Here is a 17,499-nt window from a genome sequence, read left to right as displayed (position 1 = left end):
TCCGCCGCTGCCTGCTGCGCGCTAGTGTTCAATCTTGTTTGAACACGTTTGAGCGCGTGCAGGTATGCGGGGAGGTACGGCGGATGCTGGCACGGCAGCGACAGGCGACGATCCTCGACCGGGTCCGGACCGCCGGTGGCGTACGGGTCACCGAGCTGGCCGCCGAGTTCGGTGTCTCCGACATGACCATCCGGCGCGACCTGGACACCCTGCACGACCAGGGGCTGCTGGCCAAGGTGCACGGCGGGGCCACCACCACCGGCCCCGGCTCAACCGACGAACCGGGCTTCCACGCCAAGTCCGTCCGGCAGTCCGCCGAGAAGGCCGCCATCGCCGGTCACGCGGCCGAACTGGTCCGGCCCGGTGCGGCGATCGCCCTCTCCGCCGGCACCACCACCGCCGAGCTGGCCCGCCGCCTGGTCGACGTCGCCGGGCTGACCGTGGTGACCAACTCGCTGCCGGTGGCCGAGATCCTGCACACCGCCGGCCGCCCCGACCAGACCGTGGTGCTGACCGGCGGGGTACGCACCCCGTCCGACGCGCTGGTCGGCCCGCTGGCCGTGGAGGCCATCCGGTCGCTGCACCTGGACCTGCTCTTCCTCGGCGTACACGGGATCACCGAGCGGGCCGGTTTCACCACCCCCAACCTGATGGAGGCGGAGACCGACCGGGCCCTGGTGGAGGCCGCCGACCGGCTGGTCGTCCTCGCCGACCACACCAAGTGGGGCACCGTGGGCATCTCCTCCATCGTCGGCCTGGGCGCCGCCGACGTGCTGGTCAGCGACGACCGGTTGGCCCCCGAAGCGCGCCGGGTGATCGACGAGAAGGTGGGCGAGCTGGTGATCGTGACAGGCACGGGCCGGGCGACCGGGCAGGAGACGACGCGGTGAAGCGTACGGCGATCGAGCTGGCCGACGGCCGCGAGCTGATCTACTTCGACGAGCGGGACGACGCCGTCCGGGACCAGCCGGACCAGCGGGAGCTGCCCCCACCTCCGCCGGCCTCCCAGCTACGGTACGACCCGCTCACCGACGAGTGGGTGGCGGTGGCGGTGCACCGGCAGACCCGGACCTTCCTCCCCCCGGCCGACCAGTGCCCGCTGTGCCCGTCCCGGGGCGACCGGCACAGCGAGATCCCCGCCCCCGACTACGACGTGGCGGTCTTCGAGAACCGGTTCCCCTCGCTGAGCCAACGGATCGCCGACGAGCCGGCCGAGATCACCGGGTTCACCCCGGTCCGCCCCGGCCAGGGACGCTGCGAGGTGGTCTGCTTCACCGACGACCACCAGGCGTCCTTCGCCAGCCTCTCCCCCGCCCGGGTCCGGCTGGTGCTGGACGCGCTGGCCGACCGGACCACGGCGGTCGGCGCGCTGCCCGGGGTGGAGCAGGTGTTCTGCTTCGAGAACCGGGGGGTGGAGATCGGCGTCACCCTGCACCACCCGCACGGCCAGATCTACGCGTACCCGTTCGTCACACCGCGTACCCGGTCGCTGCTCGCGGCGGCCCGCCGGCACGCGGAGCGCACCGGCGGCGGCAACCTCTACGCCGACGTGCTCGCCACCGAGCGCGCCGCCGGGGACCGGGTGGTCGCGGCCAACGACCACTGGACGGCGTACGTGCCGGCGGCGGCCCGCTGGCCGTTCGAGGTGCACGTCGCGCCGCACCGGCCGGTGCCGGACATCCCGGCGCTCGACGACGCCGAACGGGACGCGTTCGGCCCGCTCTATCTGGACGTGCTACGCCGCTTCGACGGGCTGTTCGACCTGCCCATGCCGTACATCGCGGCCTGGCACCAGGCGCCGGTGCGGATCGACCGGGAGCTGGGCCACCTGCACCTGCAGCTGTTCACCATCCGCCGGGCGAAGGACAAACTGAAGTACCTGGCCGGCTCCGAGTCGGGCATGGGGGTCTTCATCAACGACATCGCCCCCGAGCGCGCCGCCGAGCTCCTGCGCGCCGGCTGACCCCGCACCCCTGCCCGCCGGACGACCCCGCAGAGCAGGACGCGGGGGGCCCGGGACGGGCCCCCCGCGGGGAAGGGACGGCTGGCTGTGCTCGACAGCCCGGGAGGCTTGTCGATCGGCACTGGTGCCGTGCGGTGACCGACGTGCTCCCTGGACGCGACTGGCACCACGTCCACCCGGCTCAACGACCTCTTCCCCGACCGGTGACGCCGCCGTCACCCGGACGGGTGGCACCGCCGGTGCCCCCGACCGCAGGCCGCCGGGACCGGTGCTGCCGGGGCCGGTGCCAGTGCCGGTGCCGCCGGGGCCGCCGACCGCCGGGGCCGCCGACCGCCGGGGCCGCCGGGGCCGGTGCTGTGCTGCCGGTGCTGCCGACCTTCTGGCGTACCGGTGCCGGCGGTGCGCGCCGCCTGGCCGCAGACGACGGAACCCGTCGGCGGTCCGCCGACGGGTTCCGTGGGTACGGGCGAGGATCAGGCGCTGAGCCTGCGCGCCAGGTTCTCGTCGAGGGTGTTCATGAACTCGTCGGTGCTCTGCCACGGGGCGTCGCGCGAGATGAGCAGCGCGAGGTCCTTGGTCATCTGGCCGGACTCGACGGTGTCGACGATGACCTGCTCCAGGGTGTCGGCGAACTCGGTGACCGCCGGGGTGCCGTCCAGCTTGCCCCGGTGGGCCAGGCCCCGGGTCCAGGCGTAGATCGAGGCGATCGGGTTGGTCGAGGTCTTCTCGCCCTTCTGGTACTGCCGGTAGTGCCGGGTGACCGTGCCGTGCGCGGCCTCCGCCTCGACGGTACGACCGTCCGGGGAGAGCAGCACGGAGGTCATCAGGCCGAGCGAGCCGAAGCCCTGCGCGACGGTGTCGGACTGCACGTCACCGTCGTAGTTCTTGCAGGCCCAGACGTAGCCGCCCTCCCACTTGAGCGCGGCGGCGACCATGTCGTCGATGAGCCGGTGCTCGTAGGTGATGCCGGCGGCGGCGAACTCGTCCTTGAACTCGTTCTCGAACACCTCGGCGAAGAGGTCCTTGAACCGGCCGTCGTACGCCTTGAGGATGGTGTTCTTGGTGGACAGGTAGACCGGGTAGCCCCGGTCCAGGCCGTACCGGAACGAGGCGCGGGCGAAGTCCCGGATCGACTCGTCGTAGTTGTACATGCCCATGGCGATGCCGCCGCCGGGGAAGTTGGCGACCTCCATCTCCATCGGGGTGCCGCCGTCGGCCGGGGTGTAGGTGATGGTCACCGTGCCCGGGCCGGGGACCACGAAGTCGGTGGCCTTGTACTGGTCGCCGTGGGCGTGCCGGCCGATGATGATCGGCTTGGTCCAGCCGGGGACCAGCCGGGGCACGTTCGACATGATGATCGGCTCGCGGAAGACCACGCCGCCGAGAATGTTACGGATGGTGCCGTTCGGCGACCGCCACATCTTCTTGAGGCCGAACTCCTCCACCCGGGCCTCGTCCGGGGTGATGGTGGCGCACTTGACGCCGACGCCGTGCTCCTTGATGGCGTTCGCGGCGTCGATGGTCACCTGGTCGTCGGTGGCGTCCCGGTGCTGGATCGACAGGTCGTAGTAGTGCAGGTCGACGTCGAGGTAGGGCAGGATCAGCTGCTCCCGGATCTGCTTCCAGATGATCCGGGTCATCTCGTCGCCGTCGAGCTCTACGACCGGGTTGTTTACCTTGATCTTCGCCATCGGCCGGCGCTCCTCTCGGGGGACACGTGCTCAAGCAGTACGAGCGTACTGGAAACCGGTTCACGGCACCGAGCCGGCCTCGACCCGGCGGCCCCGGACGGCCAAAATCACCGCGTGGGCCGGGGCGGACCCTGGCACCATCACCGGATGCCACTGAGCCGCACCCTCGGGTCTATCACGGTCACCGCCCTCACCGACGGTGAGGGACCGTTCTTCCAGCCCCGGACGCAGGCATTCCCCGGAGCCACCGCCGCACACTGGCGCGAGGCGGACCGGCGCGAACCCGGTTCGGTCACCGACGACGGCGGCTGGTGGCTGCCGTTCCGCGCCTTCGCGCTGCGCGTCGGGGACGGGCCGGTGACCCTGGTCGACGCCGGCATCGGACCAGCCGACTCGCCCGCCGCGAGCTGGGCACCGGTCCCCGGCCGACTGCCGGCCGAACTGGCCGCCGCCGGCATCGACCCGGCCGACGTACACACCGTGATCCTCACCCACCTGCACAGCGACCACATCGGCTGGGCGGTGACCGGCACCCCGGGCCGGCCCTACTTCCGCAACGCGACCTACCTGCTCCAGCGGGCCGAACTGGCCGCCGTGGAGAGCATCAACCCGGGACTGCCGGCCGGTCTGATCGCGCCGTTGCGCGCCGCCGGCCAGCTCCGCGTGGTCGACGGCGACACCACCCTCACCCCCGGGGTACGCCTGCTGCCCACCCCCGGGCACACCCCCGGCCACCAGTGCGTGCTGGTCGACACCGGCGACGACCGGATCCTGTTCACCGGCGACCTGCTGGTGCACGTGGTGCAGCTGATCGACCCGGAGCTGGCCTACGCCCACGAGGCGGACCCGACCACCGCCCGGGACTCCCGCACCACCCTGCTCGACCAGCTCGCCACCACCTCCACCCCCACCCTCCTGGCCACCCCCCACCTCACCGCCCCCTTCACCCCCCACCCACCCACCCCGCCCGCCCCCACGCCACCCCACCGCTGATCACAGCCACCCCGCCCCCGCCCCCACCCCGCACCCCTCCCCTCCCGCCCGCCCCGCCCCACCTCGCCCCGCCCCGCCCCGCCCCGGTGATCAAGAGGTTTCGGTCATGCCGGGGATTTCCTGACCCAAACCTCTTGATCACCACCGGAGCCGGGCACCCGTCGGCGGCGATCAAGAGGTTTGGGTCACGTCAGGGCGATTTCCTGACCGAAACCTCTTGATCACCCGCCGCGAGCCCTGACCCACTGCAGTGATCAAGAGGTTTGGGTCACCTCAGGCTGGCTGGTTGACGCAAACCTCTTGATCACCGGGGCGGGGACCGGCGGGACGGGACGGGGTGGGGTGGGGTGGGGACGGCGCAGGGGCGGGACGGCGGAAGCCGTCCCGCCCCTGCGGCGGATGGTTCAGCGGATCACATGCTGGCCACGTCGGCCTGCTTGGCGCGGACGGCCTCGGCGGCCTCCTTGAGGCTGGCCAGCTCGTCGGCGTCCAGGTCGGTCTCGACGACCCGCTTCACGCCCTCCGCGCCGATCTCGGCCTCGACGCCCAGGTAGACCCCGGAGATGCCGTACTCGCCGTCGACCCAGGCGCAGACCGGCATGACCGCGCCGGAGTCCTCGGCCACGGCCCGTGCCATCCGGGCGGCGGCGGCGGACGGGGCGTAGTACGCCGAACCGGTCTTGAGCAGCGCGACGACCTCGGCGCCACCGTTGCGGGTCTTGACGACCAGCTCCTCGATCTGCTCGGCGGGCATCGCGTCGCGCAGCGGCTTGCCGTTGACGGTGCTCTGCGACGGCACCGGGACCATGGTGTCGCCGTGCGAGCCGAGGGTCAGCGTCTTGACCGACTTCACCGGTACGTCGAGGGCCTCGGCGACGAAGTTGGTGAACCGGGCGCTGTCGAGCATGCCGGCCTGGCCGAGCACCCGGTTCTTGGGGAACTGGGTGGCGAGCTGGGCGAGCGCGGTCATCTCGTCGAGCGGGTTGGACACCACGATGACGACGGCGTTCGGGGCGTACTTGGCGACGTTCTCGGCGACCTGCCGCACGATCTTGGCGTTGGTCTCCAGCAGGTCCATCCGGCTCATGCCCGGCTTACGGGGCAGACCCGCGGTGATCACCACGACGTCCGAGCCCTCGATGGTCTCGTAGCCCTCGCCGTTGGGGCCGGTGGTGGCACCGACGACCTTGGTCTCGAAGCCCTCGATCGCGCGGGACTGGTTGAGGTCCAGCGCGAGACCCGCCGGCTTGCCCTCCACGATGTCGGTGATCACGACGGTGTCGAAGACGTCGTACTCGGCCAGGCGCTGTGCGGTGGTGGAGCCGTAGAACCCGGCCCCGACGACAGTGACCTTCTTACCCATGGTCGTCCCACTCCCCTGCTACCAGTCGGTTTTCCCGACCGTAACAGTCAACGTGGCACCGTTCGGGCCAGGGGCGGCGACCATCCCCGGGATGGGGCCAACGTCACCACCGCCCGGTTCCCGACGGGGTACGCGGTGGGCGGCGGCACCTGCGGCGGAGCGTCCCGGTAGCGCAGGCGTGCGCCACCGCCGCGCAGGGCAGACCACCCCGCCCAGCAGGGAACACCCGCCGCCGCGCTGGGGAGTCAACCGCCAAGCGGGGGAAGGCCGGCCACCCCAGCGGGACAACCGGCGGCCGAGCAGAGGAGGTCAGCCGGCAGCAGCGGGGGAGCCACAGCGCCGCAGGGGAGGTCAGCCGCGTTCGGCGCGTTCGACGACGTTGGTGAGCAGCATGGCCCGGGTCATCGGCCCGACGCCTCCCGGCATCGGCGCGAGCCGGGCGGCGACCTGGGCCACCTCCGGGTCCACGTCGCCGGTGTAGCGACCCTTGCCGTCGTCGCCGATCACCCGGGTGATGCCGACGTCGACCACCGTGGTGCCCGGGGTGACCATGTCGGCGGTGAGCAGACCGGGCACCCCGGCGGCGACGATGACGATGTCGGCGGCGCGGGTGTGGGCGGCGAGGTCGAGGGTGCCGGTGTGGCACAGGGTGACGGTCGCGTTCTCGCTGCGCCGGTTGAGCAGCAGGCCGAGCGGCCGGCCGACGGTGTTGCCCCGGCCGACCAGGGCGACGTTGGCACCGCGCAGCGGCACGTCGTACCGGCGGAGCAGCTCGACGATGCCGCGCGGGGTGCAGGGCAGTGGGCCGTCGTAGCCGAGCACCAGCCGGCCCAGGTTCACCGGGTGCAGGCCGTCGGCGTCCTTGTCGGGGTCGATCAGCTCCAGCGCCCGCTGGGTGTCGAGGTGCGCCGGCAGCGGCAGCTGGACGATGTAGCCGTGGCAGCCCGGGTCGGCGTTCAGCTCGGTGAGCACGTCGTCGAGCTGCTGCTGGGTGGCGTCGGCGGGCAGCTCCCGGCGGATCGAGGCGATGCCCACCTCGGCGCAGTCGCGGTGCTTGCCGTTGACGTACGCCTCCGAGCCGGGGTCCGCGCCGACCAGGACGGTGCCCAGGCCGGGGGTGACCCCTCGCTCGGCCAACGCCTTGACCCGTACCCGCAGCTCGTCCTTGATCTTGGCTGCGGTCGCCTTGCCGTCCAGGATGATCGCCGTCACGACCAGATCGTCTCACGGCCGGCGGACGGCGAGCCGGCGACGGGGCAGCCGTCACTTTAAGTGACGTGCCAATGGTCACTTTGTGTCACCCAAAGTGGGGCAGGCCACGACGTCGTGGCGGACGGAAGACCCCACATCGACTGCGGGCCGGACAGGCGACGCGTAATCCCCCACGGCGACCGCTAGACCATCCGCAGGCATCCGACGCCCTCTCCACGCCCATATTGAGCAGCTAAAATCGCTGCCCCCTGATACCAGGCGAGCAGAGCAACCGCAAGGCCATTGCCGGTGGTCCGTTATCCGTTCGCAACGCTTCCGTTGTCGTCGGGCCGATCCCGACCTACCGTTACCGGACGTTGCGCAGAGTCACCCAGCGCCGGGTCCGGCTGCGCTACGTAATGAGATGAGGAGACCCCCATGCGTGTGCGCAGGCTTGCTGCCTGGACCGCTCTCCCGCTCGCGGTGACCCTGGGCCTGGCGGCCTGCGGCTCGGGCGGCGGCAGCGGAACCGGTCAGTCCGACCCCAACGCGGCCGTGCGGATCGAGATCGCCGAGCCGCAGCACCTGGTGCCGACCAACACCAACGAGACCAGCGGTTCGCAGGTGCTCGCCGCCCTGTTCAGCCCGCTGGTCGACTACGACGAGGCCAACAAGCCCTACGAGGTGGCGGCCGAGTCGGTCACCTCGTCGGACAACAGGGTCTGGACGGTCAAGCTCAAGGACGGCTACACCTTCCACAACGGCGAGAAGGTCACCGCCGACAACTACCTCGACGCCTGGAACTACGGCGCGTACGCCCCCAACGGGCAGAACTCCAGCTACTTCTTCGAGAAGATCGCCGGGTACGCCGACCTGCAGGGCGACAAGCCGGCCGCCGAGCGGCTGTCCGGGCTGAAGAAGGTCGACGACCTGACCTTCACCGTCACGCTGACCGAGCCGTACAGCGAGTTCAAGACGATGCTCGGGTACACCGCCTTCTACCCGCTGCCGAAGGCCGCCTTCTCGGGGCCCGGCACGCTGAAGGAGGGCTACGAGCAGGCCCCGATCGGGCAGGGCCCGTTCCGGATGAAGGGCTCCTGGCAGCACGACGCCAAGGTCGAGGTGGAGCGCTACGACGCCTTCCCCGGCGAGCAGCCGAAGGTGGGCGGGGTCGAGTTCCGGATCTACCAGCAGCCCACCGCCGCGTACGCGGACGTGCTGTCGGACAACCTCGACGTGATCAAGACGATCCCGACCGAGAACCTGTCGACCGCCGCGACCGACCTGGGCGACCGGTTCCAGCAGAGCCCGGCGTCGTCGTTGCAGGTGCTGGCCTTCCCGACCTTCCAGAAGGAGTTCAGCAAGCCCGAGGTGCGCAAGGCCATCTCGATGGCGATCGACCGGGACGAGATCACCAAGTCGATCTTCAAGGACTCGCAGCAGCCGGCCCGCTCGTTCGTCTCGCCGGTGGTCGCGGGCTACCGGGAGAACACCATCGGCGCGGCCGGCGAGTTCGACCCGGCCAAGGCGAAGTCGGCGTACGAGGCGGCCGGCGGCCCGAAGAAGATCGAGCTGTCGTACAACGGCGACGGCGGGCACAAGGACTGGATCGACGCGACCTGCAACCAGCTCAAGGCCAACCTGGGCGTGGAGTGCGTCGGCACCGCCGAGCCCAAGTTCGCCGACCTGCTGACCAAGGTCAAGGCGAAGCAGCCGGTGGGGCTGTTCCGGATGGGCTGGGTGATGGACTACCCGTCGATGGAGAACTACCTCGGCCCGCTGTACAGCACGAACGGTTCGTCGAACTACTACGGCTACAGCAACCCGGAGTTCGACAAGCTGCTCGTCGAGGGCGCCAAGGCCCCGAACGAGGAGGCCGCGATCGCGAAGTACCAGGCGGCGGAGGACCTGCTGGCCAAGGACCTGCCGGTGATCCCGCTGCGCTACGGCCAGAACAACTTCGGCCACTCGACCAAGGTAAAGAACGTCCAGATGGACCTCTTCGACCGGATCGACCTGCTGAAGATCGAGGCGGTCAGCTAGTCCGGGCGGCGCGAACGGCCGCCAGCAGGTGAAGGGGCGTCGGCCGCGGACGGCCGCCGGCAGGTGAAGGCGCGGCGGCGGCGAACGGCCGACCGGCACGTGCAGGGTACGTCGGCGGCAACGGGGCCGCCGACGGGAGCAACGGGTCGGGTCATCGGTGGACGGTGGCCCGACCCGCCTCCGTCCCCGCCCCTTATCAGCAAGACTGCACAGTATGTTCCGCTTCGTTCTGCGGCGTCTGCTCCAGATGGTCCTCGCCTTCTTCGGGACCACGCTGATCGTGTACGCCCTGATGTTCGCCGGCCAGGGCGACCCGATCCAGGCGCTGGCCGGCGAACGGCCGGTCACCCCGGCCCAGCGGGCGTACCTCACGGAGAAGTTCCACCTCGACCGGACCGGGATCGGCGGCTTCTTCTACCGCTACCTCGACTATCTCAAGAACCTGCTCCAGGGTGACCTCGGCCAGTCGCTGACCGGCCGGTCGATCGGGGACATCCTCGCCGCCGCCTGGCCGGTCACCGTCAAGCTGGCCGTGATCGCGATGGCCGTGACGATCCTGTTCGGGGTCACCGCCGGGGTGCTCGCCGGCATCCGCCGGGCCAGCCTCTTCGACAACGCCACGCTGGTGCTGACCCTGCTGGTGCTGGGCATCCCCACCATCGTGCTGGCCCCGCTCGCGCAGTACCTGCTCGGCGTCCGCTGGCCGATCTTCCCCCCGACCGCCGGCGCCGACCCCGACCTGTGGGCCCTGCTGCTGCCCGGCATCGTGCTCGGCTCGCTGTCGCTGGCCACCGCGCTGCGGCTGACCCGGACCTCGGTCGCCGAGAACCTGCGCGCCGACTACGTCCGCACCGCCCGGTCGAAGGGGCTGGTCCGGCGGCGGATCATCGGGGTGCACGTACTGCGTAACTCGCTCATCCCCGTGATCACCTTCCTCGGCGTCGAGCTGGGCAACCTGATGAGCGGCGCGATCATCACCGAGGGCGTGTTCAACATCCCGGGGGTGGGCTTCAACCTGTTCCGGGGCATCCGCACCGAGGACGGCCCGCTGGTGGTGGGCATCGTCAGCGTGCTCGTCGTCGTCTACCTCGTCGCCAACCTGGTGGTGGACGTCCTGTACGCCGTACTCGATCCGAGGATCCGCTATGAGTGAGCGCGACGAGGTACGGGCATGAGCGACTTCGAGACGGTGGCGGCGACGGAGGACCAGTCCGCCCGCCGGGGGGTCTCCGGTGAGCCCGGCACCCCCGACCGGGTCGGCGTACCGCAGAAACCCCGCAGCCTGGCCGGGGACGCCTGGCGTGAGCTGCGCCGCAAGCCGGTCTTCTGGATCAGTCTGGTGCTGGTCGTGCTGGTCGCCGCGATGGCCGCCGTGCCGTCGCTGTTCACCGCCAACGACCCGCGCGACTGCGTGCTGTCCCGCCAGCACGCCGGGGCGTCCGGCGGGGCCATCTTCGGGTACGACTTCCAGGGCTGCGACACGTACGCCCGGGCGGTCTACGGGGCCCGCGCCTCGCTGCTGGTGGGCGCGCTCTCCGCGCTGCTCACCGGGATCATCGCGCTGGTCGTCGGGATGGTGGCCGGCTACTTCGGCCGCTGGGTCGACGCGGTGCTCTCCCGGGTGATCGACATCGTGCTCGGCATCCCGCTGCTGCTCGCCGCGATCGTGCTGCTCAAGCGGGTCAGCACCAGCAGCGACACGGTCCGGCTGTTCGCGGTGATCTTCGTGTTGGCGGTGCTCGGTTGGACCACCGCCGCCCGGGTGGTGCGCTCCTCGGTGATCACCGCCAAGGAGCAGGACTACGTCGCCGCCGCCCGGATGCTCGGCGCGGGCAACGGCCGGATCATGTGGCGGCACATCCTGCCCAACGCGCTCGCCCCGGCGATCGTGGTGCTGACCATCGCGCTCGGTTCGTTCATCGCCGCCGAGGCGACCCTGAGCTTCCTGGGCATCGGACTGAAGGCGCCCACCATCTCCTGGGGCATCGAGATCGACGCCGGCCGGGTGCACATGCGCGAGTCGGCGACCCCGCTGGTCGTCCCGTCCGCCTTCCTCGCGCTGACCGTGCTGGCCTTCATCATGCTGGGCGACGCGATCCGCGACGCCTTCGACCCGAAGCTGCGGTGAGCACCGTGCCGGCCACAGCGCCCCCACCCCGCACGCCCGCAACGGGCCCGGCACCCACGCCCCGCACGCCCGTGCCGGCCACAGCGCCCCCGCCCGCAACGGGCCCGGCACCCACGCCCCGCACGCCCGCAGCGGGTCCCGCAGTCGCGAGCGAGAGGCAGATCCGGTGACCGAGTCCGCGGTCCGGCCCACGCCGGCCTCACCCACCCCGCCCGGCGGTCACCTGCTGGAGGTACGGGACCTGCACGTCGAGTTCCGCACCGGCGAGGGGGTGGCCAAGGTGATCAACGGGGTCTCCTACCACCTGGACCCGGGTGAGACGCTGGCCGTGCTCGGTGAGTCCGGCTCCGGCAAGTCGGTCACCGCCCAGGCGGTCATGGGCATCCTGGACACCCCACCGGCGGTGATCCGTTCCGGGCAGATCCGCTACCGGGGCCGCGATCTGCTCACCCTGCCCGAGGAGCAACGCCGGCAGGTACGCGGCAAGGAGATCGCGATGATCTTCCAGGACGCCCTGTCGGCGTTGAACCCGGTCTTCCCGGTCGGCTGGCAGATCGGCGAGACGCTGCGACACCGCGCCGGGATGTCCCGCGCCGACGCCCGACGGCGGACCGTCGAACTGATGGACCTGGTGCGCATCCCCGGGGCGGCCGGGCGGCTCGGCGACCACCCGCACCAGTTCTCCGGCGGGATGCGGCAACGCGTCATGATCGCCATGGCGCTGGCGCTGGACCCGAAGGTGCTGATCGCCGACGAACCGACCACCGCCCTCGACGTCACCGTGCAGGCCCAGATCATGGACCTGCTGGCCGACCTGCGGCGCGACCTCGACATGGCGATGATCCTGATCACCCACGACCTGGGGGTGGTGGCCGGCGTCGCGGACCGGATCGCCGTCATGTACGCCGGCCGGATCGTCGAGCACGCCGACGTCCACGCGTTGTACCGGGCACCGGCCCACCCGTACACCAAGGGGTTGCTGGCCTCGATTCCCCGGCTGGACGTGCGCGGCCGGGAGCTGGCCACGATCCGGGGACTGCCACCGAACCTGATGCGGATCCCCACCGGCTGCCCGTTCCACCCCCGATGCCCGTACGTGCAGCAGGTCTGCGTGGACGTGGTGCCGGACGACCTGGTCCTCGCCGACGGCCGGACCAGCGCGTGCCACTTCGCGCAGGAGGTCCACGATGACCGCGCCCGCTAGCCCGGCCAAGGTCCGGGGCGAGACCATCCTCGCCGTCGACGACCTGGTCAAACACTTCCCGATCACCCGGGGCGTGCTCTTCCAACGGCAGGTCGGCGCGGTCCGGGCGGTCGACGGGGTCAGCTTCGTGCTGCGTCGGGGCGAGACACTCGGCATCGTCGGCGAGTCCGGCTGCGGCAAGTCGACCCTCGCCCGGCTGCTGATGCGGCTGGAGACGCCGACCTCCGGCCGGGCCACCCTGGAGGGCCGCGACCTGCTCTCCGCCTCCGGGGGCGAACTGCGCCGGCTGCGGCGCAACATGCAGATGGTGATGCAGGACCCGTACACCTCGCTGAACCCCCGGATGACGGTGGGCGACATCATCGGCGAGCCGTTCGACATCCACCCCGACGCCGCACCCAAGGGCAGCAAACGCGGCCGGGTGCAGGAGTTGCTGGACCTGGTCGGGCTGAACCCCGAGCACGTCAACCGCTACCCGCACCAGTTCTCCGGCGGTCAGCGGCAACGCATCGGCATCGCCCGGGCGCTCGCCCTGCGCCCCGAGGTGATCGTCTGCGACGAGCCGGTCTCCGCCCTGGACGTCTCGATCCAGGCCCAGGTCATCAACCTGTTGGGGCAACTCCAGGACGAGCTGGGCCTGTCGTACGTGTTCATCGCGCACGACCTGTCGGTGGTCCGGCACATCTGCGACCGGGTGGCGGTGATGTACCTGGGCCGGATCGTCGAGATCGGCACCGAGGAGGAGATCTACGAACGGGCCACCCACCCGTACACCCAGGCGCTGCTGTCCGCGGTGCCGGTGCCCGACCCGGCCGCCCGCGACGCCACCGGCATCATCCGGCTGACCGGCGACGTGCCCAGCCCGGCCGACCCGCCGTCCGGCTGCCACTTCCGCACCCGCTGCTGGAAAGCCGAGGACATCTGCGCCCGGGAAGACCCGCCGACCGTCCCCCGGCCCGCCGACCCCCACCCCAGCGCCTGCCACTTCGCCGCCCTACGCGACCCGCCGGGCGGGGCCTGACCACCGGTCACCGCGCCGCGCGGACACCTACGGCCGAGCACACACCGGGTGCCGCTCGGCCGTAGGTGATCACGCAGGCGGTACGCCGGGCCGGCCGGTGGCGGCCCGCCCGGCCGGGGTGGAGCAGTGGCCGGCCGGGGTGGAGCAGCGGCCCGCCCGGCCGGGGTGGATCAGTGGAAGAAGTGCCGGGTGGCGGTGAGGTACATGGTGACGCCGGCCTGCTGGCAGGCGGCGATGGTGTCCTCGTCGCGGATCGACCCGCCGGGCTGGACGATCGCCTTCACCCCGGCGTCGATCAGGATCTGCGCGCCGTCGGCGAACGGGAAGAAGGCGTCCGAGGCGGCGACGGAACCCCGGGCCCGCTCCGCACCGGCCCGGCTGACCGCCAGCCGGGCCGAGTCGACCCGGTTGACCTGACCCATCCCCACCCCGACCGACGCGCCGTCGCGGGCCAGCAGGATCGCGTTGCTCTTCACCGCGCGGACCGCCCGCCAGGCCAGCACCAGGTCCCGCAGGGTCGCCTCGTCGGCGGCCTCGCCGGTGGCCAGCTTCCAGTTGGCCGGGTCGTCGCCCTCGGCGTCGATCCGGTCCCGCTGCTGCACGAGGACACCACCGGTGACCTGCCGCCACTCGGCCGGCAGCGGGGCGAAGGCCGGGGCGCGCAGCAGCCGGATGTTCTTCTTGCCCTGGAGGATCTCCACCGCGCCGGGCTCGAAGTCCGGTGCCACCAGCACCTCGGTGAAGATCTCCGCGACCTGCCCGGCCAGCTCCACCGAGACCGGCCGGTTGACGGCGATCACCCCGCCGAACGCGGAGACCGGGTCGCAGGCGTGGGCCTTGCGGTGCGCCTCGGCGACGTCCGCGCCGACGGCGATGCCGCACGGGTTGGCGTGCTTGATGACCGCCACCGCCGGCTGGTCGGGGAAGTCGTTCGCGGCCCGCCAGGCGGCGTCCGCGTCGACGTAGTTGTTGTAGGACATCTCCTTGCCGTGCAACTGCTCGGCCTGGGCCAGCCCCGGCGGGCTGCCCGGGTCGGCGTAGACGGCGGCGCCCTGGTGCGGGTTCTCGCCGTAGCGCAGCGTCGCCTGCCGGCGCAGGGCCAGCCCGGCGAAGTGCGGCCAGCCGTCCTCGGCGGGGGCGGCGGTGCCGGCGAACCAGTCGGCGACCGCGACGTCGTACTCGGCGATGTCGGCGAACGCGCGGGCCGCGAGCGCCCGCCGCTGGGCCAGCGTGAAACCGCCCTCGGCCAGCGCGGCGACCAGCGCCGGGTACGCGGCCGGGTCGGTCACCACGGCCACCGAGGCGTGGTTCTTGGCGGCGGCCCGGACCATCGCCGGCCCACCGATGTCGATCTGCTCGACGCACTCGTCCGCCGACGCGCCGGAGGCAACGGTCTCCTGGAACGGGTAGAGGTTGGAGACCAGGACGTCGATGCCGGCGATGCCGTGCTCGTCGAGCTGCGCGCCGTGCGAGTCCTTGCGCAGGTCGGCCAGGAGACCGCCGTGGATCTTGGGATGCAGGGTCTTGACCCGGCCGTCAAGGATCTCGGGGAAGCCGGTCACCTGCTCGACCGGGGTCACCGGCACGCCCGCGCCGGAGATCGTCGAGGCGGTGGAACCGGTCGAGACGATCTCCACCCCGGCCCCGTGCAACGCGCGGGCCAGCTCGACCAGACCACTCTTGTCGTAGACGCTGACCAGTGCCCGCCTGATCGGGCGGCGGGAGTCCTGCGGGGCACTCACGGAACGGTGACCTTTCTTCCGGTGATCGTCCAACCTGAACGGACCAGGCGACCGACCTGCTCGACGAGCTGGCGGCGCTCGGCTTGCTTGATGCGCTCGGTGAGCGTCTCCTCGTCGTCGTCGTCGAGGACCGGCACCGCGACCTGCGCGACGATCGGGCCGGTGTCCATCCCGGCGTCGACGAAGAAGAGGGTGGCCCCGGTGACCTTGACGCCGTAGGCGAGCGCGTCCCGGGGGCCGTGGATGCCGGGGAACGCCGGCAGCAGCGTGTTGTGCGTGTTGAGGTAGCGGTCGCCGAACGCCGCCAGGAACTGCGGCCCGACCAACTTCAGGAAACCGGCGGAGATCACCAGGTCGGGCCGGTGCTCGGCGACGTGCGCGGTGAGGGCCTTGTCCCAGTCGGCGCGGGTGGGGTGGTCCTTCACCCGGTCGACGAAGGTCGGCACCCCGGCGGCGGCGGCGCGGTCCAGCCCGACGATGCCGTCCCGGTCGGCACCGACGGCCACCACCCGGGCCCCGTAGCCGGGGTCGGCGGCGGCGTCCAGCAGCGCCTGGAGGTTGCTGCCGGAGCCGGAGACGAGGACGACGAGGCGGGCGACGGGCGCGGGCTCGGTCACCCGGCCACCCTAGCGGGCAGGTCGGCACGCCCATCCTGCGGGCGGCGACGTTTCGGGTGATCACGCGTGTCGCCCGGACACGGTACGCTGCCGGTCGCCCGGTGGCCGGGCCGCGCCCGCCACCGCACCCCATAGCCAATGATCAGGTACGGACGCCGTACCGACGTGAACGAGGAGTACCACAGATGCAGCCCGGCTACCCCAACCCGCAGCAGCCGATCAACAACAACATGACCCCGTCGATCGTGGCCATCTTCTTCTTCTGGCCGCTGGCGATCCCCGCCATCATCAACGCATCCAAGGTCAACCCGGCCCTGCAGCAGGGCGACTACGCGGGTGCCGAGGCCGCCGCCCGCGAGTCCAAGAAGTGGTCGAAGCTGGCCTTCATCATCGGTGGTGTGTGGCTCGTCATCGTGCTGCTGTGCTGCATCTTCGGTGGTGTGATGGGTGCGATCGACGGCAGCAGCACCAGCAGCTACTGACGGCCCACGACTGAGGAGCAGCCGAGATGCAGCCCGGAAACCCCGGCCACGACCCGTACGGCCAGCAGCCCCCGCACGATCCGTACGGGCAGCAGCCCGTCTCGGGCCAGCCGCAGGACCCGTACGCCGCGCCGCAGGCACCGTACGGGCAGCAACCGGCGGCACCGTACGGCGAGCAGCCCCAGTACGGGCAGCCTCCGCAGTACGGGCAGCCCCCGCACGACCCGTACGGCCCCCAGCCCACCTCGGGTCAGCCGTACGAGCAGCCCTTCCAGCCGGACCCGTACGGCCAGCCCGTCCACAAGGACCCCTACGGGCAGCAGCCGTACGCCGCGGCGGCCTCCTATCCGGGGGCCGGTTATCCGGCGCCGCAGGGGCAGCAGAACACCCTCGGCCTGGTGTCGCTGATCCTCGGCATCGCGTCGCTTCCGCTGCTCTGCTGCCTCTTCCTGGGCATCCCGCTCGGCATCGGCGCGGTGATCACCGGTTGGCTGGGGATGCAGAAGGCCAACCAGGGTCTGGCCAGCAACGCCGGTCAGGCCAAGGCCGGCCTGATCTGCGGCGCGATCGCGGTCGGGCTCGGCATCCTGCTGCTGCTGCTCAACCTCATCGGCAGCTTCACGCTGCCCACCTCGCCCTGACCGGGCGCGACATCGAGGGGCGTCCCGGCACCGTCCGGGGCGCCCCTCGCCGTAAACCGGCAGCACCGCGAGACCGCCGGGCCGGCATGAGACGGCCAGGCCAGACCGCCGGGCCGGCACGAGACGGCCAGGCCAGACCGGCGGGCCGGAACGAGACGGCCAGGCCGGCAGCACTGCGAGACCGCCGGGCCGGAACGAGACGGCGAGGTCGGCCCGGCCAGGCCGGCCGGGCCGCGCGGCCGGCAGCAGGGTGCGCGGCGCGGCGCAGCCGGCAGGACCGCGCAGCCGGCAGGAGCAGAGGCTCAGTCGACGACCGGGCGGGGCGGCCGGTCGCCGGCTGATCGGGGGCGGTCCCGGCCCGTACGCGACCGGTCCTCGGCCGGGCCCGGCCGGTCCGCAGCCGGCCGGGGGCGGGTGACG

The 17,499-nt window shown here is 71.7% G+C and carries 15 protein-coding genes; 10 read left to right on the top strand and 5 right to left on the bottom strand.

The window, feature by feature from the left end:
* Positions 1–83 precede the first annotated feature (83 nt).
* Both JQN83_RS16270 and galT read left to right on the top strand, forming a co-directional pair.
* A complete protein-coding gene (locus JQN83_RS16270; RefSeq protein ID WP_208567999.1) occupies positions 84–890 on the top strand; it encodes a DeoR/GlpR family DNA-binding transcription regulator in 807 nt (268 codons plus the stop codon).
* Positions 887–1,963: a galactose-1-phosphate uridylyltransferase gene (gene galT / locus JQN83_RS16265; RefSeq protein WP_208567998.1), complete on the top strand. Its 1,077-nt coding sequence runs from the start codon at positions 887–889 to the stop codon at positions 1,961–1,963. The genes JQN83_RS16270 and galT overlap by 4 nt, the downstream gene beginning before the upstream one ends.
* Before the next feature lie 473 nt (positions 1,964–2,436).
* On the opposite strand, the gene JQN83_RS16260 is transcribed toward galT, so the two are convergent.
* The gene (locus JQN83_RS16260) at positions 2,437–3,654 is read right to left on the bottom strand and encodes an NADP-dependent isocitrate dehydrogenase (RefSeq protein WP_208567997.1); all 1,218 of its coding nucleotides are present in this window, start codon (positions 3,652–3,654) and stop codon (positions 2,437–2,439) included.
* A 147-nt stretch (positions 3,655–3,801) separates the two neighbouring features.
* On the opposite strand from JQN83_RS16260, the gene JQN83_RS16255 reads away from it, so the two are divergent.
* A complete protein-coding gene (locus JQN83_RS16255) occupies positions 3,802–4,647 on the top strand; it encodes an MBL fold metallo-hydrolase (protein ID WP_208567996.1) in 846 nt (281 codons plus the stop codon).
* A 412-nt stretch (positions 4,648–5,059) separates the two neighbouring features.
* On the opposite strand, the gene mdh is transcribed toward JQN83_RS16255, so the two are convergent.
* Both mdh and JQN83_RS16245 read right to left on the bottom strand, forming a co-directional pair.
* Entirely contained in the window at positions 5,060–6,010 is a 951-nt protein-coding gene (gene mdh / locus JQN83_RS16250; protein WP_208567995.1) for a malate dehydrogenase, read from the bottom strand.
* A 351-nt stretch (positions 6,011–6,361) separates the two neighbouring features.
* Positions 6,362–7,222 carry a bifunctional methylenetetrahydrofolate dehydrogenase/methenyltetrahydrofolate cyclohydrolase gene (locus JQN83_RS16245; RefSeq protein ID WP_208567994.1) on the bottom strand — a complete coding sequence of 287 codons (861 nt, stop codon included), beginning with the start codon at positions 7,220–7,222 and terminating at the stop codon, positions 6,362–6,364.
* Between the two features lie 417 nt (positions 7,223–7,639).
* Here JQN83_RS16245 and JQN83_RS16240 point away from each other — a divergent pair, with 417 nt between their 5' ends.
* The 5 genes from JQN83_RS16240 to JQN83_RS16220 all read left to right on the top strand — a co-directional run bounded on the left by JQN83_RS16240 (position 7,640) and on the right by JQN83_RS16220 (position 13,597).
* Positions 7,640–9,244: a peptide ABC transporter substrate-binding protein gene (locus JQN83_RS16240; protein WP_208567993.1), complete on the top strand. Its 1,605-nt coding sequence runs from the start codon at positions 7,640–7,642 to the stop codon at positions 9,242–9,244.
* A gap of 214 nt (positions 9,245–9,458) precedes the next feature.
* Positions 9,459–10,397: an ABC transporter permease gene (locus JQN83_RS16235; protein WP_208567992.1), complete on the top strand. Its 939-nt coding sequence runs from the start codon at positions 9,459–9,461 to the stop codon at positions 10,395–10,397.
* A gap of 18 nt (positions 10,398–10,415) precedes the next feature.
* Positions 10,416–11,372, top strand: coding sequence for an ABC transporter permease (locus JQN83_RS16230; RefSeq protein ID WP_208567991.1), 957 nt, complete (start codon positions 10,416–10,418; stop codon positions 11,370–11,372).
* 166 nt (positions 11,373–11,538) lie between these two features.
* Positions 11,539–12,576, top strand: a complete 1,038-nt coding sequence (locus tag JQN83_RS16225) for an ABC transporter ATP-binding protein (RefSeq protein WP_208567990.1) — start codon at positions 11,539–11,541, stop codon at positions 12,574–12,576.
* Positions 12,560–13,597 (top strand): ABC transporter ATP-binding protein, encoded by a 1,038-nt coding sequence (locus tag JQN83_RS16220; RefSeq protein WP_208567989.1) that lies wholly within the window; start codon positions 12,560–12,562, stop codon positions 13,595–13,597. Before JQN83_RS16225 ends, JQN83_RS16220 begins: the two co-directional genes overlap by 17 nt.
* 170 nt (positions 13,598–13,767) lie before the next feature.
* Here JQN83_RS16220 and purH read toward each other — a convergent pair whose 3' ends face one another.
* Both purH and purN read right to left on the bottom strand, forming a co-directional pair.
* On the bottom strand, positions 13,768–15,339 hold the full coding sequence (gene purH / locus JQN83_RS16215) for a bifunctional phosphoribosylaminoimidazolecarboxamide formyltransferase/IMP cyclohydrolase (protein WP_208567988.1): 1,572 nt from the start codon (positions 15,337–15,339) through the stop codon (positions 13,768–13,770).
* Complete coding sequence (gene purN / locus JQN83_RS16210) at positions 15,336–15,956, bottom strand: phosphoribosylglycinamide formyltransferase (protein ID WP_208567987.1); 621 nt, start codon at positions 15,954–15,956, stop codon at positions 15,336–15,338. Before purN ends, purH begins: the two co-directional genes overlap by 4 nt.
* A 185-nt stretch (positions 15,957–16,141) precedes the next feature.
* Here purN and JQN83_RS16205 point away from each other — a divergent pair, with 185 nt between their 5' ends.
* Positions 16,142–16,438 (top strand): CD225/dispanin family protein, encoded by a 297-nt coding sequence (locus JQN83_RS16205; protein WP_208567986.1) that lies wholly within the window; start codon positions 16,142–16,144, stop codon positions 16,436–16,438.
* 26 nt (positions 16,439–16,464) lie between these two features.
* Positions 16,465–17,079, top strand: a complete 615-nt coding sequence (locus JQN83_RS16200; RefSeq protein ID WP_208567985.1) for a DUF4190 domain-containing protein — start codon at positions 16,465–16,467, stop codon at positions 17,077–17,079.
* Positions 17,080–17,499: the final 420 nt, after the last annotated feature.

Source organism: Micromonospora antibiotica (assembly GCF_017599305.1).
GTDB lineage: Bacteria > Actinomycetota > Actinomycetes > Mycobacteriales > Micromonosporaceae > Micromonospora > Micromonospora antibiotica.
The sequence above is the reverse complement of the archived record's forward strand: the minus strand, read 5'-3'. Positions and strand labels throughout refer to the sequence as shown.

What these genes read in the sequence shown, in the direction of transcription:
- JQN83_RS16270 (WP_208567999.1), top strand. Translation starts at nt 84, where the DNA reads ATGCTGGCACGGCAGCGACAGGCGACGATCCTCGACCGGGTCCGGACC.
- JQN83_RS16260 (WP_208567997.1), bottom strand. Translation starts at nt 3,654, where the DNA reads ATGGCGAAGATCAAGGTAAACAACCCGGTCGTAGAGCTCGACGGCGAC.
- JQN83_RS16255 (WP_208567996.1), top strand. Translation starts at nt 3,802, where the DNA reads ATGCCACTGAGCCGCACCCTCGGGTCTATCACGGTCACCGCCCTCACC.
- mdh (WP_208567995.1), bottom strand. Translation starts at nt 6,010, where the DNA reads ATGGGTAAGAAGGTCACTGTCGTCGGGGCCGGGTTCTACGGCTCCACC.
- JQN83_RS16240 (WP_208567993.1), top strand. Translation starts at nt 7,640, where the DNA reads ATGCGTGTGCGCAGGCTTGCTGCCTGGACCGCTCTCCCGCTCGCGGTG.
- JQN83_RS16235 (WP_208567992.1), top strand. Translation starts at nt 9,459, where the DNA reads ATGTTCCGCTTCGTTCTGCGGCGTCTGCTCCAGATGGTCCTCGCCTTC.
- JQN83_RS16230 (WP_208567991.1), top strand. Translation starts at nt 10,416, where the DNA reads ATGAGCGACTTCGAGACGGTGGCGGCGACGGAGGACCAGTCCGCCCGC.
- JQN83_RS16220 (WP_208567989.1), top strand. Translation starts at nt 12,560, where the DNA reads ATGACCGCGCCCGCTAGCCCGGCCAAGGTCCGGGGCGAGACCATCCTC.
- JQN83_RS16205 (WP_208567986.1), top strand. Translation starts at nt 16,142, where the DNA reads ATGCAGCCCGGCTACCCCAACCCGCAGCAGCCGATCAACAACAACATG.
- JQN83_RS16200 (WP_208567985.1), top strand. Translation starts at nt 16,465, where the DNA reads ATGCAGCCCGGAAACCCCGGCCACGACCCGTACGGCCAGCAGCCCCCG.